A 20,497-nucleotide genomic window follows, 5' to 3' on the forward strand; every position below is an offset into this window, starting at 1 on the left:
TGCCGCTCCATCGCCTCTAACAGCAGCGAATCAGCACAAACAACCTTGCGCAAGCCGAGTTGTGTGAATGCCGTAGCGCAAGCGCGGGGGAGGGAGAGGCACGGCGCGGGCGAGGGAGAAGCGCGGGGGAGGGAGGGTTTGGTTACGAGGCCTTCCAGAGCTTCTGGGCGATCTCGAAGATCTCCTCCGGCGCATAGTCCGGCGTGAAGGCGGAGGAGGCGCCGGCGAGGTCGGGGATCTTGCCGGACTCCGGGGGGCCGTTCATCACGACCAGCGGGCCGGTGCCGTCATAGGTGGTCTCGTCCTCGGACCAGATGCCGGCGATCGCCTTGTAGTCCTCCGGGCTGTTCGTATAGAGGCGCCGGTGGATTCCCTCCGCCTCGTACTTGGCGGATTCCTTGATGTTGGCCAGCGGGATGTTGGGCACGGGCAGCATCTTCTCGATCGACACGCCGGTGATCTTCTTCAGCGCCAGCGCATAGGCCTGGGCGTGCACGCTGCCGCGCACCAGGAGGTAGCCGCAGACCTCCCGCGCCGTCTCGTCCGACACGGTCTCATAGACGCGCAGCTTGTGCATGCGCGCGCCGCATTCCAGGAAGAAGTTGTGCAGCAGGTCCAGCACCAAATTGCCGGTGTGGAAGACGAAGGTGCCGTTCCAGGGGCGGCCGCTGCTGTCGAAGGGCAGGCCGGCGCCGCCGCCGGTGAAGAAGCTGCCAGGGTCGCGGACGTCCTTCATCATGTCGAAGGGCGTGTCGCCGGGCTCGCCCTTGGGTGCCGCCCCGGGCGGGCCATTGGCGAGCAGCGCGCAGCCATTCGTCACCAGCTCGACATGGCCCAGCTCCTCCGCCGTGATGGAGGCGACCAGATCGTAGAAGGGCCGCAGCTTCGACTTGGAGCGGAAGTTGAAGGACTGGAACATGTAGTTGTTGAGGGTCGACATCTCCCCGAACTTGCCGCCGAGCAGCTCCTGCAGGGCGGAGGCGGCGTTGGGGTCGGCGCGCTTCGGCTCCGGCAGGTCGATCAGCAGCTTGTCCATGCGCATGAACATCGGGGGCGTCTCCGTTGGTGGTTCGGAGGGGCAACGCGAGCGGCGCGGGATCGCCCATGGATGTTCCGCATGCTGGGAACAGATGGCAGTCTAGGTGTTGGACTGCTTGTTGCGTTACCGGAAGTCGCGGGATGGCGGCAGGGCAGCGGCGTTCCGTTTCGCGTCGCGGATCGCGGGGTCGCGGGGGTCGTGCAGGTTGGGGCGCTCCACCTCATCCGCGCGGGCCAGGGTGCGCTTCCAGGCGGGGTCGTCATCGTCGAGGCGATGCAGGCCATCCAGCATGGCGGACCAGTCATGCAGGCGCTTCACCAGCAGGTGGATGATGGGCACGGCGGATTGCTCATGCCGTTCGACGCGGCCCTCCGCCATGACCAGGCGGGCGCCGACCACGGCGGCGCGGTCGCGGGTGACGATATCGGGGTAGAGGACGAGGTTGGCGGTGCCGAACTCATCCTCCACGGTGAAGAAGACCACGCCCTTGGCGCTGCCGGGGCGCTGCCGCACCAGCACCAGGCCCGCGAGCTTCAGCCAGCGTGACTGCCGCGCGGCGGTGAGGGCGCGGGTATCGACGGCGCCGCGGTCGCGGATGGCGGCGCGCAGCAGCGCCATGGGGTGGCGGCGGAGCGAGAGGCCGGTCGCGGCATAGTCCAGCACCGTCTCCTCCCCGGCGGTCTCGGGCGGCAGCAAAGGGAGCTGCGCGTCGCGGGCCTCGGAGAGGGGGAGGGGCGCCTCGATGCCGGCCGCTTCCCAGAGGGCACCGCGGCGGCCCTGCGACAGCGGGCCGAAGGCATCGGCGCGGGCGAGGGCCTGCATGGCGCCGCGATCGAGCCGCGCGCGGCGGGCGAGGTCGGGGATGTCGGCGAAGGGGGTTTCGGCGCGCGCGGCGGTCAGCGCTTCCGCGTGGTGCTGGTGCAGGCCGGCGATGAGGCGGAGGCCGAGGCGGAGGGAGGGCTGTGGCGTGCCGCTGAAGCCCTCTCCCCCCAGCGGGGGGAGAGGGTTGGGTGAGGGGGGCCGTGCCAAGACGTCATCGTGTGGGATGTTGGCGTTGCGCTGCGCCGACGCTGTCTCGCCACCAGCGCTGCGCGCGCCCCCCTCACCCAACCCTCTCCCCCCGTCGGGGGGAGAGGGCTTTTGGGCAGTAGAGGGAGAGGGATTCGAAGAAGCGGCGGGCATCTCCAGCGTGCAGTCCCAATCCGACCGCGTGACATCCGCGGGCAGCACCGCCACGCCATGCTCCCGCGCATCGCGCACGATCTGCGCGGGCGCGTAGAAGCCCATGGGCTGGCTGTTCAGCAGCGCGGCGGCGAAGGCGGCGGGGTGGTGGCGCTTGATCCAGGCGGAGATGTAGACGAGCTGCGCGAAGCTCGCCGCGTGGCTTTCGGGAAAGCCATAGGTGCCGAAGCCCTCGATCTGCTTGAAGCAGCGTTCGGCGAAGTCGGGTTCGTAGCCCCGGGCCACCATGCCGCCGCAAAAGTCCTGGCGGAATTTCCAGATCTCGCCGGTGTTGCGGAAGGTCGCCATGGCGCGGCGGAGCTGGTCGGCGCGGGAGGGGGAGAAGCCGGCGCCGACGATCGCGATCTGCATCGCCTGTTCCTGGAACAGCGGCACGCCGAGCGTCTTCGACAGCACGCCTTCGAGTTCCTTGGAGGGGTAGGTCGGCTCCTCCTCCCCGTTCCGGCGGCGGAGATAGGGGTGGACCATGTCGCCCTGGATCGGGCCGGGGCGCACGATCGCGACCTGCACGACCAGGTCGTAGAACTTCGCGGGGCGCAGCCGCGGCAGCATGTTCATCTGCGCGCGGCTTTCCACCTGGAAGACGCCGACGGAATCCGCGCGCTGCAGCATGGCGTAGGTGGCGGGATCGTCCTGCGGGACGGAAGCCAAGGTCCATTTTTCGCCCGTCGCGCCCTCGATCAGGTCGAAGGCGCGGCGGATGCAGGTGAGCATGCCGAGGCCCAGCACATCGACCTTGAGGATGCGCAAGGCCTCGATGTCGTCCTTGTCCCATTCGATGGTGGTGCGGCCTTCCATCGCGGCCTTCACGACGACGGTGTGCTCGATCAGCGGGCCCTTGGTGATGACGAAGCCGCCGACATGGGTGGCGAGGTGCCGGGGGAAGTCCTGCACCTCCTCCGCGATCTCCATCGCCATGCGGAGCTTCGGATCGCCCTCCGGCGCATAGCCATTGTCGGCGGCGAGGTCATTGAGTGACTTGTCGCCGGAACCCCAGACGGATTTGGCGAGGCGCGCGGTGACGTCCTCCGTCAGCCCCATCGCCTTGCCCACTTCGCGGATGGCGCTGCGCTCGCGGTAGCGGATCAGGGTCGCGGTCAGCGCGGCACGATCGCGGCCGTATCTCGAGAAGATGTGCTGGATGACCTCCTCGCGGCGCTCATGCTCGAAATCGACGTCGATGTCGGGCGGTTCGTCGCGGGCGGCGCTGATGAAGCGCTCGAACAGCATGTCGTGCTTGTCGGGCGGCACGGCGGTGATGCCGAGCACGTAGCAGATGGCGGAATTGGCCGCCGATCCGCGGCCCTGGCAGAGGATTTCCTTCGACCGCGCGAAGCGCACGATCTCATGCACCGTCAGGAAATAGGCGGCGTAGTCGAGCTGCGCGATGAGCGCGAGTTCATGCGCGATCTGCCGCGCCACCTTGGGCGGTGTGCCAAGGGGGTAGCGTTCCAGGCAGGCGGCCTCCACGCGCAGCGCCAGCGTCTGCTGGGCGGTCAGGCCGGGGTCCAGGATCTCCTCCGGATATTCGTAGGAGAGGTCGCGGAGCGAGAAGCTGCAGGCGCGGGTGACGCGGAGCGTGGCGGCGAGGGCTTCCGGATGGCGGGGCAGGCGGCGGGCGACTTCCTCGGGCGGCAGCAGATGGGCCTCGGCGTTGGGTTCGGCGGCGAAGCCTAGCTCCTCCACCGTGGTGCCGAGGCGGATGGCGGCGAGCACATCGGCGACGCGGCGGCGTTCAGGCGCGTGGTAGCGCACGCCGCCGGCGGCGATGAGGCCGAGCCCCGCGCTGCCCGCGGCCTCCGCCAGGCGATCGAGCCGGGCCTGGTCGTCGCCGCGGCAGCGATGATCGACGGCCAGCATGAGGGGGAGCGCGAGGCGCCTGCCGAAGGCATTGGCATCGGCGCGCAGGCGCTGCGCCAGGGCGGGATCGGCGTTCGGGATGCGGGCGAGGACCTGGCCCTCCGCGGCGGCGATGAGGGCATCGCGGGTCAGGCGCGTCTCGCCCTTCTCGCCTTCCATCCGGGCCTCCGACAGCATGCGGCAGAGGCGGCCCCAGGCGGGGCGGTCCGACGGCCAGGCGAGATATTCGGTGGCGTCGTCGAGCACGAGGCGGATGCCCGGGACGTAGCGGATGCCGACCTGCTCCGCCGCCACCATGCCGCGCACCAGCCCGGCGACGGAGTTGCGGTCCGCGATGCCGATGGCGGGCATGCCCAGCACCTTGGCGGCGGCGACGAGTTCGCGGGGGTGGGAGGCGCCTTCGAGGAAGGTGAAGTTCGACAGCGCGGCGAGTTCGGCGAACACGCCTAGAGATGCCCATGGATGAACCACCGCGCCTCCGCCCCGAAGCCGAGGCGGCAGACCCAGAGGCGGGCGCCGGTGGCGAGTTCCACGCGGTAATAGTCCCGCGCCTGGCGGCCGGGCGGGTCGCGCCACCATTCGGGCTCCAGCCGCTCCGGCCCCTCCGCCGCGCGCACCCGCAGCGCCTGGTTGCCGATGCGCAGCAGCTGCGGCGGTGCGTCGGGCAGCAGGGCCATGGCCGAGACCTCCCGCGGCCGGCGCAGCAGGCGGACGGGGCGCATGGCGCGGGGCCAGCCTTCCGGCACCGTGACGGCGGCGGTGGCGGCGACGCGCATCGCCTCCCGCTCCGGCCAGTGGGAGGGGCGGGGTGCCAGGCGCCAAAGCTGGGTGCGCTGGGCCAGGCGGTCGAAGAGGCGGGCCAGCTCCTCCTGCCGCGCGGCGGCGCCGGCGCCGGCGAAGCCGGATTGCAGGCCGGTCAGGGGTTCGGTGACGGCGGCGGCCAGGCCCATGCGTTCGAAGCCGTGGCCGGGCTCCAGCGCATCCAGCCGGTCGCGGAACAGGCGGGCGAGATGCGCGGGATCGCGGCTGGCGAGGCTGGTGCCGATCGCGATCTCCTGCACCCCGCCATCGACGCGATGCGCCCGTAGCACCAGGCGCCGCGCGCCCTGGGACTGGGCCGTCAGCCGGGCGCAGAGGGCATCGAGCAGCAGCGGCATCACCGCATCGATGCCGGCGCGCGTCGCGATGGGTTCCAGGAATTCCCGCGACACCTCGAAGACCGGGGGCGGGCGGAGCGGCGTGATGGGGGTATCGAGCAGGCCGGAGGCCTCGTCCAGCGCGCGCAGCAGCGCCGCGCCGAAGCGGCGGGAGAGCGGGCCGCGGGGCTGGCGGTGCAGGTCCGCGACACGCCGCAGGCCGAGGCGCGAGAGCGCCGCGACGGTGTCGGGATCGATCGGCAGGGCCGAGAGGGGGAGGGCCGCCACCGCCTCCCGGTCCCCGCCCGGGGCCACCACCAGCCCGTCCCGCCCGCCGCGCGCCAGGGCCAGGGCGGCGGCGGCGGCATCGGCCACGACGCCGCGGGCCTGCACGCCGAGCCGCGCCAGGCCGGCCGTGGCGCGGGCCATCAGCGCGGCCTCTCCCCCTGCCAGATGGGCGGCGCCGGCGATGTCGAGCAGCAGGGCATCGGCGCCACGCGTCGCGACCAGCGGCGTGAAGCGCAGGCACCAGAGGCCGAGGTCGCGGAGGAACAGGGCATCGGCGGCGGGATCGGCCTCCAGCGCCTGCGCCTCCGGCGCCACGGCCCGGGCATCGCCCAGCGCCTGGCCGGGGCGGATGCCGGCCACGCCATCGCAGGCCACCACCGCGCGGCGGGGCCCGATTCCCTGCCAGAGCAGCACGGGGCCTTCCAGGCCGAGGCGCCGCAGCCGGTCCACGGGCAGGGAAGGCAGCAGCAGGGCCAAATGGCGGCGGGCGGACGATTCGAGGGGCAGGTCGGTGCCGGCGCCCATCGTGGTGACGGTCATTGTGGCGGTCATCCCGGGCTGCCATGGCTAATGTTCGCTATTTGTACTCATGGCGGGTGTGGCGATCAAGCCGCAATACTTCTCCATCGAGGCGGAATCGGGTGACAATAATCACCCCAGGGTTGCGTATACCGAACAGACGCGGTTTCATCACGGAACCGTGAGGTGACCGGGCGGCCATCGAGACCCGGCGAAGACGAGGCAGGATGCCCGATACGAATGCGGCGGCCGGATCGATCCCCCTGGCCGCCGCCGACCTGCTGCGGCGGATCGAGGCAAGGGACGCCATCGTGGGCGTCATCGGCCTCGGCTATGTCGGATTGCCGCTGGCGCTCGCCACCATCCGCGCCGGCCACCGGGTGATCGGCTTCGACATCGATGCGCCGAAGGTCGCGGGGCTGAACGGCGGCCGGTCGCCGCTGCGCCATATCGGCGATGCCGCGCTCGGCGACGCCATCGCCGCCGGCGACTTCCAGGCCACCACCGATTTCGACCGGCTGGAGGAGGCGGATATCCTCCTCATCTGCGTGCCGACGCCGCTCGACCGGCACCGGGAGCCCGACCTCTCCTTCGTCGAGGGCACGGCCCGCGCCATCGCGCGGCGGCTGCGCAGCGGGCAGATGGTGGTGCTGGAATCCACCACCTGGCCGGGCACCACGCTGGAACTGGTGAAGCCGATCCTGGAGGAAACGGGGCTGCGCAGCGGCCTCGACTTCCTGCTGGCCTATTCGCCGGAACGCGAGGATCCCGGCAACGCCGTCTTCACCACCGCGGCCATCCCGAAGGTGGTCGGGGGGGACGGGCGCGTGGCGCTCGACCTCGCCTGCGCCTTCTATGCCGGCATCGTCTCCCGCGTCGTGCCCGTCTCCTCCGCCGCCACGGCGGAGGCGGTGAAGCTGACGGAGAACATCTTCCGCGCGGTCAACATCGCCCTCGTGAACGAGCTCAAGACCATCTACGACGCGATGGGGATCGATGTGTGGGAGGTGATCGAGGCGGCCTCCACCAAGCCCTTCGGCTACATGCCCTTCCAGCCCGGCCCCGGGCTCGGCGGCCACTGCATCCCGATCGATCCCTTCTACCTGACGTGGAAGGCGCGGGAATTCGGCGTCAACACGCGCTTCATCGAACTGGCGGGCGAGGTGAACACGCTGATGCCGCGCCTGGTGGTGGAGAAGCTGGCCCAGGCGCTGGACCGGCAGGCAAGGCGGGGGCTGAACGGGGCGCGCATCCTGCTGCTCGGCATGGCCTACAAGCGCAACGTGGACGATTTGCGCGAAAGCCCGTCCCTGGTGCTGACGCGGCTGCTGGAAGCCCGCGGCGCCCGGGTGGACTACCACGACCCGCATGTGCCGGAGGTGCCGCGCACGCGGGAGCATCCGGAACTCGCGGGGCGGCGGTCCGTGCCGGCGGATGCAGGGAGCGTGGCGCGCTACGACGCGGTGCTGGTGGCGACGGACCATGACGCGGTGGACCACGCCGCCATCGCGCGCGCGGCGCGGCTGGTGGTGGATACGCGCAATGCCTGCGCGCGGGCCGGCGTGCACGGCCCGCACATCGTGAAGGCGTGAGGCTCCTCCACCTGGTCGCGGCCGCGCGGCCGAACCTGCCGAAGATCGCGGCGCTGTGGCGTGCGCTCGGCGGGGATGACGGCTTCTGCACGCCGCGCATCCTGCATACCGGGCAGCACCATGACGACGCGCTGTTCGGCCAGCACCTCGGCGACCTCGGCCTGCCGGCGCCGCATATCGCGCTCGGCGTCGCGGGCGGCAGCCATGCGGAGCTGACGGGCCGCACCATGATGGCCTGCGAGGCCGCCTGGCGGGTAGAGCGGCCGGGGCTGGTCGTCGTGGTCGGCGATGTCGATGGCACGCTGGCGGCGGCGCTGGCGGCGCGGAAGATGGGCATCCCCGTGGCCCATCTGGAAGCCGGGCTGCGCGGCGGCGACTGGGCGATGGCGGAGGAGATCAACCGCCGCGCCGTCGATGCCATCAGCGACATCCTCTGGACCACGAACGAGGCCGATGCGGCGATGCTGGTGGCGACCGGCCACCACCCCATGCGCGTCCGCGCCGTGGGCAACACCATGGCGGACACGCTGCTGCACAGCCTGGATCGCGCCCGCGCCCGCGCCTTGCCGTCCGGGCTGCTGCGCGGCGGCTACGGGGTGGTGACGCTGCACCGGGCGGAGAATGTGGACCACGCGCCCCGCCTCGGCGACTGGCTCGACGCGATCGCGGAAGTGGCCCGCCACCTGCCGCTGGCCTGGCCGATGCACCCGCGCGCCCGGCTGCGGATGCAGTCCTTCGGGTTGAAGCCGCCGCCGGGGGTGCGGGTGCTGCCGCCGCTCGGCTACCTCGATTTCGTGGCGCTGCTGGATGGCGCCGCCTTCGCGGCCAGCGACAGTGGCGGCGTGCAGGAGGAGGCGATGCTGCTCGACACCCCCTGCCTGACATTGCGGGACAGCACGGAACGGCCGCTGACGCTGTCCAGCGGGCGCCTGGTCTCACCGGCCACGCTGGTGCCGGCGGTGGCGGAGGTGCTGGCCGGCGCCTGGCCACGGGCCCTGCCGGTGCCGCTCTGGGACCGGGAGGTGGGGGCGCGCATCCGGGCGCATCTGGCGGAGCTGCTGATCGGCGGATAGCCTGCCGGCATGATCGACGCGCCGAAGGACCCCGATGGGCTTTACCGGTCGGGGCTGCTGGGCGCGGATCGCGCCGGCCTGCCCGAGCCCGCAGACATGGTGGATTTCGACCTCTCGCCCGGCGGGATCGCCGCGCTGGCGGCGCGGGGCGTGGCGGTGACGGGGGCGGCGGGCGCGGACAACTGGGTCTGGCTGCCGCGTACCGGCACGGTGGGGCAGGTGACGCTGCGCCTGCTGCGCCAGGCATCCGGCAATGCCATCCTGCTCGGGCCGCGGAGCGACCGCTGCCGTGCCGCGCTGACGGTCGGCGGCCACCGTGGCGTGGTGGTGCTGGGGGGGACGACGGGCACGGTCAACCTCAAGCTCACGATGAACGGCCTCGGCAACCTGTTCATCCAGGGCGCGGAGGGGTCGGCCAACAGCCTGGATTGCCTGCTGGACGGCGAGGGACGGCGGATCGCCATCGGCGCGGGGTGCATGATCTCCTACGGCGTGCAGCTTCGCACCTCCGACAGCCACGCCATCCTCGACATCGCGGGCGGGTGCCAGGTGAACATGCCGGAGGATGTGGTGGTGGAGCCGCATGTCTGGCTGGCGCGGGACGTGGTGGTGATGAAGGGCGTCACCATCGGCCGGGGATCGGCGGTGGGGGCGCGCAGCCTGGTGACGGCGGATGTGGCCCCCTGCACGCTGGTGGCCGGCGTGCCGGCGCGGGTGCTGCGGCAGGGCGTGACCTGGAGCCGGGCGAGCCGGCCGGATGCCAGGCGCATCGCGGCACGGATCGCGGAGGTGGTGGAGGGCGCCGCCCCGGCGGGCGGGACGGCGACGACGGACGCCGAGGACTGACGACGGCGTCAGCCCGCCGAAGCGGGCGCGGCATCCGCCTGGCGGTCGAGATGCGCCGCCAGGCCCGGGTCCAGCTTCAGGCGATGGGCAAGCGCGCCGAGCCAGGCGCGTTCCGCCGGCTGGTCCGGGTCCATGGCCATGCGGGCGGCCAGGTAGAGCTCCGCCGCCTGCTCCGGCGTCCCGGCCGCGGCGGCGATGGCGGAGACGGGAATGTCCTGTTCGAGCGCATCGAAGACGAAGGCACGGGCTTCGGCATCGAGGCCCATCGCCTCCACCCGTTCGACGATGCGGTTGCGCTCCGCCGCATCCACATGGCCATCGGCCTTGGCGGCACCGACCATGGCGCGGATCAGGGCGAGTTCGAAGGGCTGGCCGTCGGCGGCGGGGGTGGCACCGGGCTGGAAGGCGGGAGGCAGCGCCGCGGCGTCCGCCGGGGTGGCGGACGGGGTGACGACCGGGGCGGTGGCGGGCGCCTGGCCCTGCTGCCAGTTCTGCCAGGCGCGGTGCGCCAGCGCGCCCAGCACGGCGGCGCCGCCATGGCTGAGCACGCCGCCGCCCATCTTCCGCAGCCGCTTGCCGCCCAGCACCATGCCGAGGATGCCGCCCGCCGCGGCGCCGCCGGCGAAGCTGCCGCGGTCGATGCCGCCAAGCGCGCCCCGCGCCCGATCCATCAGGCCGCCTGCGGCGGCGGGCAGGCCGCCTGCGGCGGCGGGGTCCACCAGGCCACCCGGCGCATTGGCCTGGGAAGCGGCGCCCCGCGCCTGGCCGAGGAAGCTGTCGAGCAGTGATTTCGCGTTCATCATGAGGCGGAGGTTGGAGCGCCCGCGCGCCCCTTCAACCAAAGATGACGTGAGCGTCATCTTTGGTTGAGGGAATGACCCTCACTCCGCCGCGACGCTGACCTTGCCGAGCTTCGGCATGGCGCCGACGCGGATGTAGTCGAAGCCGGCGCGGGCCACTTCCTCCTCCCGGTACACGTTGCGGAGGTCCACGATCACGGCGCCCTTCATCACCTGGCGCAGGCGCTTGAGGTCGAGCGCGCGATAGGCATCCCATTCCGTGACCAGCACCAGCACATCGGCGCCCGTCGCGCAGTCATAGGCGCTGTCGGTGTAGGTGACGTTGTGCAGCACGGCCTTGGCCTGGTCCATGCCGACCGGGTCATGCGCGCGGATCTTCGCCCCCGCGCGCTGCAGCGCATCGATGATGTTGATGGCGGGCGCGTCGCGCATGTCGTCGGTGTTGGGCTTGAAGGTCAGGCCGAGCACGGCGACGGTCCGGCCCTGGACGGAACCGCCGCAGGCCCGCACCACCTTGCGCGCCATCGCCGTCTTGCGCGCATCGTTCACCGCGACGACGCTTTCGACGACGCGGAGCGAGACGCCGTAATCCTGCGCGCTGCGGATCAGCGCCAGCGTGTCCTTCGGGAAGCAGGACCCGCCATAGCCCGGGCCGGCGTTCAGGAACTTGGAGCCGATGCGCTTGTCCATGCCGATGCCGCGCGCCACCAGCTGCACGTCGGCGCCGACTTCCTCGCAGAGATCGGCGATCTCGTTGATGAAGGTGATCTTGGTGGCGAGGAAGGCGTTGGCGGCGTACTTCGTCAGCTCCGCCGTGCGGCGATCCGTGAACAGGATCGGCGCGGCGTTGAGCGAGAGCGGGCGGTAGAGTTCCGCCATCACCGCCTTGGCGCGTTCCTCATTCGCGCCGATGACGACGCGGTCGGGGCGCTTGAAATCCTCGATCGCGGCGCCCTCGCGCAGGAATTCCGGGTTGGAGACGACGGAGAATTCGGCGTCCGGGCGGGTTTCCCGGATGATACGCTCCACCACGTCGCCGGTGCCGACGGGGACGGTCGATTTGGTGACGACGACGGTGTAGCGCGTGATCGCCTGCGCGATCTCCTTCGCCGCGGCGCGGACATAGCTGAGATCGGCATGGCCATCGCCGCGGCGCGACGGCGTGCCGACGGCGATGAAGACGGCGTCCGCTTCCGCCACCGCGCTGGCGAGGTCGGTGGTGAAGGAGATGCGGCCGGCGGCGGCGTTGCTGGCGACCAGCGCATCGAGGCCGGGCTCATAGATGGGGATCCGGCCCTGCTTCAGGTCGTCCACCTTCTGCTGGTTCACGTCGACGCAGATCACCTCATGCCCGAAATCCGCGAAGCAGGCCCCGGAGACCAGGCCGACATAGCCGGAACCAATCATCGTCACGCGCATGGCAGTGCTCCATCTGTCCGGCCGGGGGCGAGGGGAGCCCGGAATGCGGACCAAGCGGGGGAAAGGCGCCGGTCGGCGCCTTCCGGGATCATCGCCGGGCGGGGTTAACGCCCGGCCAGCGGTCTATTGCCACACCACGCCGAGGGTGTGCACCAGGACACCGAGCTTGCGCTCGTCATTGCCCTCCCCGGCCTCGGCCGGGGAGACGGCGGCGGCGCGGCGCAGGCTGACGGGCACCTCGGTGCCATCGCGGCTGAGGCGGGCGCAGTCGATCTCCACCTTCTGGTGGGTGAAGTCGTCATTCTCGAAGCGCAGCGTGGTGGCGGCGACGCCGTCCACCCGCACCTCGACCATGGCGGGGCCGCTGACCTGGGTGCCGAAGACGCGGCCGAACAGCTCCATGCTGAGCGTCTGGCCGGCTTCCGCCGGGCGGGGCAGGCGGATCTCCGCCGTCTCGGCATGCGACCAACGGCCATCCGGTTCCGGGTCGAACCAGCCGGAGAGGGCGACGCCTTCCATCTGCCCGTCGACCGAGAAGTCCAGCATGGTGCTGAGCTTGGGCACGGCGGGCGGGGCCGGCGCCTCGGTCGCTTCCGCGGCGGCCTGTTCGGCGACGGAGGGGGCGGCGACTTCCTGCGCCACAGGCTCCGGCTCGGGCTCCGGCGCCGGGGGCGGCGGGGGCGGGGGCGGGGGCTCGGGCTCCGGCGGGCGCTCCACCTCCTGCAGCAGGCGGTGGCGGCCGAGGCCGGCGGTGGCGAAGCGATCGCGCGCCTTGCGTTCATTGGTGCCGGGGCCGACCAGCAGCGCCGCGGTCAGCTGCATGCCGAGCAGGCGGCCGTCATTGTTGATGCCGGCTTCCTTCGGCGAGACGGCGCCGCGGCGGCGGAAGAACAGCGTCGCGACGGGCGTGTCGCCCAGGCGCTCCGCCAGGCCGCGCACCTCCGCCAGCACGGTGCGGTCGCCGGTGAATTCCCAGCGGTCCAGCAGCGTGCCGTTCAGCTCCACCTCCACCACCGCGGGTTCCGCGGGGGTGCCGGCGATGGTGCGGCAGAGCACGAAGAGCCTCCAGGCCTGGTCGTCGCCGACCACGGGCGCTATGGCCAGGCCGCCGGCATCGCCGCGGCTCCAGCAGCCCGAATGCTCCGCCGGATACCACTCGCCGCGCATGGTGATGGCGGCTTCCTCCTCCTGCGCCTTGGTGGCGGGGTCGGCGCCGAACTTCAGGATGCGGCCGCTGCGGAGGACGGGCAGCGGGCGACGCGCGACGCGGGCGAGGCGGAGGCCGAGCGGGCGTTCATCGGTGGAGCCCTTGACGGTGAAGGGCGACAGCGCGGCATCGACCGAGAGGGTCAGGTCCACCGCGCCCTCGGCATCGACGGCATGCGGGGGGATCGGCACGTCGATGGCGCCCATCTTCCCGGCTTCCAGCGCGTAGCGGCCGAGCACGCGGCTGCCGGCCGAGGCGACGACGTTCACCGCCGTCGCGCCGGGGGCGGGGCTGAAGCCCTCCACGTCGAGCGACAGCAGGGCGCCGTCCTGCGCCGCCTCCTCCCCCAGTTGCAGGGGCAGGATGGCGGTGTCGCCGAAGCTCCAGGTCGCGACCCGTTCGGGGGCGTGCCAGTCGAAGCCGAGTGCCGCGCGCAGCGCCGCAAGCTCCGTCGCCTGCTGGCTGGAGGTGATGGCGAGGGTGCCGCCGGGTGCCACCGCGAGTCGCCCGCGGGTGGGGCTGGTGCCGGCGAGGCGGGCGACGAAGCCGATCACGCCGAAGCCGTAGCCTTCCTCCGCCGCGCCCAGTTCCAGCGCCTTGGGCGCACGGGCATCGGCCGCCACGAGGTCGATGGTGATGGGTTCCGACCGTGCGCGGAGCGTGGCGGGCAGGCGCAGCGTGACGGTGGCGGGGGCGTCGCTGGTGAAGGTCCAGGCGCCCACCTCCTCCCCATTCGCGAGCGCGAGCAGGAGGAGCGGCGCGGCCGCGGTCGCGACCGGGCGGAGCCGGAGATCGATGTCGAGGTCGCGGCCCGGCATCGCGGAGACCGAGAATTCGAGGCGCGGGCGGAGATCCGTGCTGATCATGCCCCAGCCCGACCGCGTGCCCCAGGCGCCGGCCAGGAAGGGCTGGATCGGCGTCTCGCCCCCCAGCCCATAGGGCTGGCCGAGCGTCACGCGATGGGCGAGCTTGGGCGGCGCGCCGAAATAGGCGCTGGCATCCTTCACGCCGGAGAGTTGCGCCAGCGCGACCTTGGCGATGCCGAGCCCGACCAGGCGCGGGTCGTCGGACTTGCTGACCTGGCGCACGGGGGTGAGGGTGCTGCTCTCGAACTCGATGCGCACGATCTTGCCGCGGGCGGCGAGGGCGGCCGGCACCACGGCGTGCAGCACCTGCAGGTCCCCGCCCCGGATCTTCCAGCGCGCCACCGGCGTGCCATTGGCGAGCACGCGCACCTCGAAGGGCGTGTTGGGGAAGGAGAGGGCGCGCGCCTCCGCCATCAGCACCAGCGGTTCGGTGGGGGGCACGCCGGGTTCGAAGAGGAGTTCGCTGCGCACATGGTTGGCCCAGCAGCCCCAGCGTTCCAGCGGGTGCCAGCCGCCGCCGCGGATGCGCGATGCCGCCACGCGGTCGGCGAAGTTGACGACGGCGCCGAGGGTATAGGGCCGCGGCGGGCGGGCGCGGTCCTGGCTGTCCGCCAGCAGGTCCAGCAGGTGTTCGGCGGATTCGTTCCAGCCGAAGGGGCGGTAGCCGTCGCGGATCTTCGCCTCCGCCGCGGCGCGGGCGGTGCGGCTGCCGGCGTAGAATTGCAGCTTGGTGGCCCAGGCCGCGACATCCAGCGGGTCCAGCAGCTCCACCAATCCAGGCGCGATTTCCGGCACCGAGGAGGTGTCGGCGGCGATGCAGAGCTTGCCGTGGCGCAGGCTCTCCCCGACCGGCAGGCCCCAGCCCTCATAGAGTGAGGGATAGACCGTCATCAGGCAGTTCTCGTAGAGCCAGTCGAGCACGAGGTCATCGACGCCATCGAGGATGGTGACGTGGTCCTTCAGGCGGGCGTCGCCGCGCAGCGCGCGGGCCACGTCATGGCCGTTCCAGGCGACGCCGCCCACGATGACGAGGTGGGGGCAGCGCGGGCCCATGCGCTCCGCCAGCTTCAGCCACACGTCGTAGAGCAGCTTGTGGTTCTTGCGCTGGTGGATGGCGCCGACGGTCAGCACGAAGGGCTTCCGGCCGAACTGCTTCTCGATCGCCGCGGTGGCCTTGGGGTCCTCCGCGTGCAGGATCTGCTGGATCTCGTCGCCTTCGCGCAGCACGACGACATCGGGGATGAAGAGGCCCTGGATGCGGGCGCCGTATTCCTCCACGTCCCGGCGCGTGGCCTGGGAGATGGCGACGATCTGGTCGGCGCCGTCGAGCAGCATGGTCAGGTTCTGTTCGAAGACCGGGGCATAGCCCTCGTTGAACCAGAAGGGGAACTTGGTCGGGATGATGTCGTGGATGATGGGCGTCAGGCGCAGCCGGTGCAGGCGGGCCAGCGCCACCACGTTCTCGGCATAGAGCGCGTTCTGCATCCAGCCGCTGCCGGGGACGATGTAGTGCGCGCCGGCGGGCAGGGAGAGCAGGGGCGGCGGGTTGTCGTCGTAATGCGCCAGCAGGCGGGACAGCTTGCCGGCGCGGATGCCCTCGAACGGCATCTCGACGAACTGCTTGGCCTTGTTGTTCCAGGCGATGAAGCGGATGTCGGCGCGCGCATCGGCGCGCAGCGCCAGCGCCAGCGCGGCTTCGACGCGCGCGATGCCTGTCCAGCGGCCGCTGTGGTTGGCGCTGGTGGTCACGTCATAGACGATGGTGACGGGCTTGTAGTCGCCCGCCGAGGCGACGTCCTGGCTGCCGGAGGGTGCGAGCGCGCGCGGCAGGATGGCCGCGCGTTCCGGCATTGCGGAGGCGCGGGCCTTGGCGCTGCCGATCGCCTTGGCATAGACGGCTTCCGTGCCGTCGCGGTGGCGTTCCCAGCTGTAGGTGGTGGCGATGAAGTCCTTCTGCGCCGCGATCCCCGCGGCATCGAGCGGCGCCTCATAGGCTTCCAGCACGGCGCGGCGGATGGAGGCGGGGTCGCCCGGGTCGCAGTAGCGGGCGCGGTCGCCGAAATACTCGCTCTCCCCGCTCTCGTCGCTCAGCACCAGGTTGGCGCCGGAGGCGGCGGCTTCGAGGGCGGCCAGCGGCGCGCCTTCCGCCCAGCTGGCCAGCACGGCGACGCGCGCCGCGGCGAAGGCGGAGGCGAGGAGGGGGGAGTTGGGCGGCAGCCGGTCGATCACCGTCACGTTGGGCGTGCGGTGCTTTTCCAGGATGTCGCGATAGGGCTGGTTGGCGGTGTGGCCGATCAGCACGATCGGCAGGTTGGTGTCGCGCAGCGCATGGACCAGCATGACCTGGTTCTTCCGCGCCTCGATCCGCGCGACGCAGAGCACGAAGTCCTTGAGGCCGTATTCCTGCTCGAACAGCGCGGGGTCGGCATCGGCGAAGAGCTTCGCGTCGACGGGATTGTGCACGACCGTGCCGTGTTCGACCGGCGCGCCGATGCGGGCGAGGCGCGTGCGCTCCCGCTCGCTCAGGAAGATCATGTGGTCGGAGAGCGTCGCCATCTCCCGCACCGCGGCGTGGAAGCCGGGCACGGCCTCGGCGCCCGGTTCGTCGCTGGCGCGGCGGGCGCGGAGTTCGGCGATGAAGGGGGCGAGGGCGGCGTCGGTGGCGGCGCCGGGCTCGGCATCCGCCAGCAGCTTCGGCAGCTTCTCCTGCCACAGGTCGCGGCGCGTCAGGTCGAGGAAGATGGGGGAGAAGACGAGCGGCCGGCCCGCCTGCCGGCCGCGGCGCAGCAGGTCCAGCGCCGACCAGGGCGACCAGGTGTTGAAGGCATGCACCAGGTCGAGGTCGCCGAAGCCCTTGGCGGCGGGATGGACGCGGAGCTCCGTCTCGATGCCCGACAGCGTCAGTTCCCGCGCCAGGCGCGGCACGCGGACGGTGGGGCCGCCCTGTGACTTGTTCTCGTTCCCGTGCAGGAAGAGCCCGACCTTGCGCGGGCGGTCGGCGCGGCGGGCCTTGGTCTCCGGCGCGCTCAGCGTGATGCCGTGCTGCTTCGCCAGCGCCTGGAAGACGCGGTCATGCCCCTCCGCCCAGGCATCCCAGGTGCGGTCCATGACGGAGGCGCGCAGTGCCCGCTTCTTCTCCACCAGCTCCAGCAGCACGCGGCGGAGGTCCGCCACGTCGCCCACCTGGTATTCGACATGCGGGAATTCCGGCACCCAGCCGATCGCAGGGGCGATGATCTCCGTCCCGCTGGCCAGCGCCTCCACCACGCACATCGGGCCGCCTTCATAGAGGGCGGGGACGAGCACGTAGTCCAGGCTGCGGTAGTAGTCCGGCAGTTCGGCGCCGGGCAGTTCCAGGGCGGGGCCGGGCCAGCCGGTGCCGGTGAAGGACCACTCGATCTCCGGGATGTCCTGCACCGCGGCGACCAGGTGCTCCCCCTTCCGGCCGGTGTGGTAGGTGCGGCCGACGACGCCGATGCGGAGCTTCGGCTTGAAGGTCTCCGTATCCACGCCGGGCGAGATGGTGGTGACGTGTCCGATGCCTGCGTCGCGCAGCACGCCTTCATAGAGGCGGGCATGGCAGATGCAGTGCTCCACCTCCCTCGCCACATTGAAGAACTGGTCGTAGGCCGGGCCCTCCGGCTCCAGATGGGCGAAATAGGCGACCTCGACGGGGGACAGGCGCTGCCCGCGGCAGGAATAGGTGACGTAGTACTGGATGGCCGCCTTGGGATCGCGGCCATCGCCGAAGGTGACGTAGGGAAGGCGGTCGGCGACTTCGGAGGCCAGCTTCTCCAGGATCCAGCCACGGTCAGACGTGACGATGTTCACCGTTGTCATGCGTCGATTCGTCCCAAGGTCTACCGCGAGGCCTGCCTGGCCCCGAGGGGCCGGAGGGAGTGGAGGTCGCCGTCCGGGTGGATGCCCGGCAGCCGGCAAGCCGGTGAAGTGAACATGCTGGTCACGACCCGGCAACCGTGCCGCGATTCCGTTCTGGCATCGCCTGGTTCGATCAGGGGTGGGGAGGCTGGCTGTGGCACGCCGGGCTGTTTAACGCGGAGCGTGATGGCGTTGCCAGCCCTGAGAGCGACTCTTAATGCAATCGCCATGGCATCCCAGGGTTGTGGTTGATGATTTCGGGTGCAACCTTGCCTCATGCCGTAGCACCACAGCGTTGTGTCGGGGTGGCGGCCGGCCGATCCCGCGTTTCGCACGGTTGCGTCCTGCCGGGCTTGCATCTGGCCGGGCGGCGCCCTGGCCGGTATAGGGCGGGGGTGTCCGATCCCGCCCCAGGGGATTTTCCCGCACCCCGCCTTCCGGCGGGACGCGGAGACCAAGGAAGCCGCCCGATGCCCCTCCCTACCCCCGTCATGCCCGGCATCCCCCTTCCGGCGCCGGTGCGCTGAGCATGGGCAAGGTCCTCGTCACCGGTGCCGCCGGCTTCATCGGCGCGCATGTCGCCCAGGCCCTGCTGGCGCGGGGTGAGCAGGTGGTCGGGCTCGACAACCTCAACCCCTATTACGACCCGGCGCTGAAGCGCGCGCGGCTGGCGGCGCTGACGGGAAAGGCCGAGGCGGGGGCCTTCGCCTTCCACCAGATCGACCTGTCGGACCAGGATGCGGTGCTGGCGCTGTTCAAGGCCGATCCCGCGATCGACCGCGTGGTGCATCTGGGCGCGCAGGCCGGCGTGCGCTGGTCGCTGGAAGCGCCCTTCGCCTATACGGCCGCCAATGTCACCGGCCACCTGGCGATCCTGGAGGCGGTGCGGCGGAGCGAGGGGCGGATCGGCCACACCGTCTATGCCTCCACGAGTTCGGTCTACGGCTCCCGCACCGATGGCGCCTTCCGGGAGGGTGACCGGGTGGACAGCCCGGCCAGCCTCTATGCCGCGACCAAGGCGGCGGGGGAGCTGATGTCGAAGGTCTATGTGGACCTCTACAAGCTGAAGCTGACGGGGCTTCGCTTCTTCACGGTCTATGGCCCCTGGGGCCGGCCCGACATGGCCTATTGGCTCTTCACCGACGCGATGCTGAAGGGCCGGCCGATCCGGCTGTTCAACGAGGGGAAGATGCGTCGCGACTTCACCTTCGTGGACGACATCGTGGCCGGCATCATCGCGGCGCTGGACCATGCGCCGGCCGCGGCCTCGCATCGCCTCTACAACATCGGCAACAGCAACCCGGAAGAGCTGCTGGACATGGTCGGCATGCTGGAGGAGTTGCTGGGCGCGAAGGCGGTGACGGAGCTGCTGCCGATGCAGCCCGGCGACGTGCCCGCCACCTTCGCCGACGTCTCCGCCATGAAGCGTGATTTCGGCTGGCAGCCGACCACCGACCTGCGCACCGGGCTGACGCGCTTCGTCGGCTGGTGGCGCGGCCATTTCGGCTGATCCGGCCCGGTCCGATCCATGTCCAGTGACCTATCCGTGGTGCAGGCGCCCATCATCATCTTCGCCTTCGCCCGGCCCGACTACCTGCGCCGGCTGTGCCGGTCGCTGAAGGCGCAGCAGGGCGTCCTGCTGGACGAGGCCTCAATCCACCTGATGCAGGATGGTGCGAAGTCCCGGCGTTCGGCCATCACCTATGCCGATCCCGCGTTGATCGAGGCGAGCATCGCCGCCTTCCGGGAGGTCTTCCCGCGCGGCCAGGTGCATCCGGCGCCGGAGAACCTCGGCGTCGCGATGAACATCCTGCGGGGGGAGCGCCACGCCTTCCAGACGCTGCGGGCCGACATCGCCTATTTCTTCGAGGAGGACCTGGAGCTCGGCCCCGCCTACCTCGCGATGATGGAGGTGCTGGCGGCGCGCTTCGGGCGGCACAAGCGGCTCGGCTATTTCGCGGCCTATGGCGACCACCGCCGGCAGGGCGACCCGCAGGCGCCGCAGATCGTGCCGCTGGAACACCATTGGGGCTTCGGGCTGACGCGGCATTGCTGGCAGGCGCTGCAGCCCTGGCTGAAGCCGTTCCACCAGGTCTACCAGCAGGTGGACTACCAGGCGCGGCCGCATCTGCGGATCGTCGAGCTGTTCGAGAGCTGCCGCGTCTCCTCCATGGCGTCGTCGCAGGACGTGGCGAAGACCATGGCCTGCGCCGATCTCGGCTTCGCGCGCATCAACACGGATGTGGGCTTCGCCCGCTACATCGGCGCGGTGGGGGAGAGCTTCCGGGAGGATCGCTTCGCCGCCCATGGCTTCGCCGAGGTGCCGGTGGCGGAGACGCTGCCGGCCACGCTGCCCGAAGGCTCGGCCGAGATACTGGACCGCATCGCGGCGGAGAAGTTCGAGGCCTGCAGCGCCCATCGGCGCGATGCCTATGAGCGCGAACTGGCCGTCATGCGCCGCACCTTCTTCAACCCCGACCGCCTGGTCACTCGGGAGGAGCTGGAGGCGCTGTGGCGGCTGCTGATGGACCGGCTGCCGACCGACGACGAATACTACGCGAAGAATGTCGGCGTGCGCACGCTGCGGCAGGTGCGCCGGTCGCTGCTCCGCAGCCGCGAGGCGCAGGGCAAGGGGTTCTACCTCGGCTGAGGGTGAAGCGGGACGCGGCGGTGGCCGCCTGCCCGTCGGGCGAACAGGCGGCTGCGGCCGTACAGGATGGGAAGACGAGAC

At 71.3% G+C, this 20,497-nt stretch carries 11 protein-coding genes; 5 read left to right on the forward strand and 6 right to left on the reverse strand.

Going from position 1 to position 20,497, the window contains the following annotated elements:
- Positions 1-142: 142 nt before the first annotated feature.
- The 3 genes from G3576_RS17400 to G3576_RS31810 form a co-directional block, all read right to left on the reverse strand.
- On the reverse strand, positions 143-1,048 hold the full coding sequence (locus G3576_RS17400; RefSeq protein WP_164695713.1) for a manganese catalase family protein: 906 nt from the start codon (positions 1,046-1,048) through the stop codon (positions 143-145).
- A 114-nt stretch (positions 1,049-1,162) separates the two neighbouring features.
- The gene (locus G3576_RS17405; RefSeq protein ID WP_328729281.1) at positions 1,163-4,585 is read right to left on the reverse strand and encodes an error-prone DNA polymerase; all 3,423 of its coding nucleotides are present in this window, start codon (positions 4,583-4,585) and stop codon (positions 1,163-1,165) included.
- A 2-nt stretch (positions 4,586-4,587) separates the two neighbouring features.
- Positions 4,588-6,105: a Y-family DNA polymerase gene (locus G3576_RS31810; RefSeq protein ID WP_235952167.1), complete on the reverse strand. Its 1,518-nt coding sequence runs from the start codon at positions 6,103-6,105 to the stop codon at positions 4,588-4,590.
- 206 nt (positions 6,106-6,311) lie between these two features.
- On the opposite strand from G3576_RS31810, the gene G3576_RS17410 reads away from it, so the two are divergent.
- Genes G3576_RS17410 through G3576_RS32325 form a run of 3 tightly spaced genes read left to right on the forward strand, consistent with a single transcriptional unit; the run spans position 6,312 to position 9,595 of the window.
- Positions 6,312-7,676, forward strand: coding sequence for a nucleotide sugar dehydrogenase (locus G3576_RS17410; RefSeq protein WP_164695715.1), 1,365 nt, complete (start codon positions 6,312-6,314; stop codon positions 7,674-7,676).
- The gene (locus tag G3576_RS17415) at positions 7,673-8,749 is read left to right on the forward strand and encodes a UDP-N-acetyl glucosamine 2-epimerase (RefSeq protein ID WP_164695716.1); all 1,077 of its coding nucleotides are present in this window, start codon (positions 7,673-7,675) and stop codon (positions 8,747-8,749) included. The genes G3576_RS17410 and G3576_RS17415 overlap by 4 nt, the downstream gene beginning before the upstream one ends.
- A gap of 9 nt (positions 8,750-8,758) precedes the next feature.
- Positions 8,759-9,595 (forward strand): acyltransferase, encoded by an 837-nt coding sequence (locus tag G3576_RS32325; RefSeq protein WP_164695717.1) that lies wholly within the window; start codon positions 8,759-8,761, stop codon positions 9,593-9,595.
- Between the two features lie 8 nt (positions 9,596-9,603).
- Here G3576_RS32325 and G3576_RS17425 read toward each other — a convergent pair whose 3' ends face one another.
- The 3 genes from G3576_RS17425 to G3576_RS17435 all read right to left on the reverse strand — a co-directional run bounded on the left by G3576_RS17425 (position 9,604) and on the right by G3576_RS17435 (position 17,727).
- Complete coding sequence (locus G3576_RS17425) at positions 9,604-10,395, reverse strand: tellurite resistance TerB family protein (RefSeq protein ID WP_328729282.1); 792 nt, start codon at positions 10,393-10,395, stop codon at positions 9,604-9,606.
- A gap of 81 nt (positions 10,396-10,476) precedes the next feature.
- Positions 10,477-11,814 (reverse strand): UDP-glucose dehydrogenase family protein, encoded by a 1,338-nt coding sequence (locus G3576_RS17430; RefSeq protein WP_164695719.1) that lies wholly within the window; start codon positions 11,812-11,814, stop codon positions 10,477-10,479.
- A gap of 123 nt (positions 11,815-11,937) precedes the next feature.
- Positions 11,938-17,727 carry a glycosyltransferase gene (locus G3576_RS17435; RefSeq protein WP_164695720.1) on the reverse strand — a complete coding sequence of 1,930 codons (5,790 nt, stop codon included), beginning with the start codon at positions 17,725-17,727 and terminating at the stop codon, positions 11,938-11,940.
- A gap of 568 nt (positions 17,728-18,295) precedes the next feature.
- On the opposite strand from G3576_RS17435, the gene G3576_RS17440 reads away from it, so the two are divergent.
- Together G3576_RS17440 and G3576_RS17445 are read left to right on the forward strand one after the other, a co-directional pair.
- Positions 18,296-19,276, forward strand: coding sequence for an NAD-dependent epimerase/dehydratase family protein (locus G3576_RS17440; RefSeq protein WP_164695721.1), 981 nt, complete (start codon positions 18,296-18,298; stop codon positions 19,274-19,276).
- An 18-nt stretch (positions 19,277-19,294) separates the two neighbouring features.
- Positions 19,295-20,416 (forward strand): hypothetical protein, encoded by a 1,122-nt coding sequence (locus G3576_RS17445; RefSeq protein WP_164695722.1) that lies wholly within the window; start codon positions 19,295-19,297, stop codon positions 20,414-20,416.
- Positions 20,417-20,497: the final 81 nt, after the last annotated feature.

This window comes from Falsiroseomonas algicola, assembly GCF_011040385.1.
Classification (GTDB): Bacteria; Pseudomonadota; Alphaproteobacteria; order Acetobacterales; family Acetobacteraceae; genus Falsiroseomonas; species Falsiroseomonas algicola.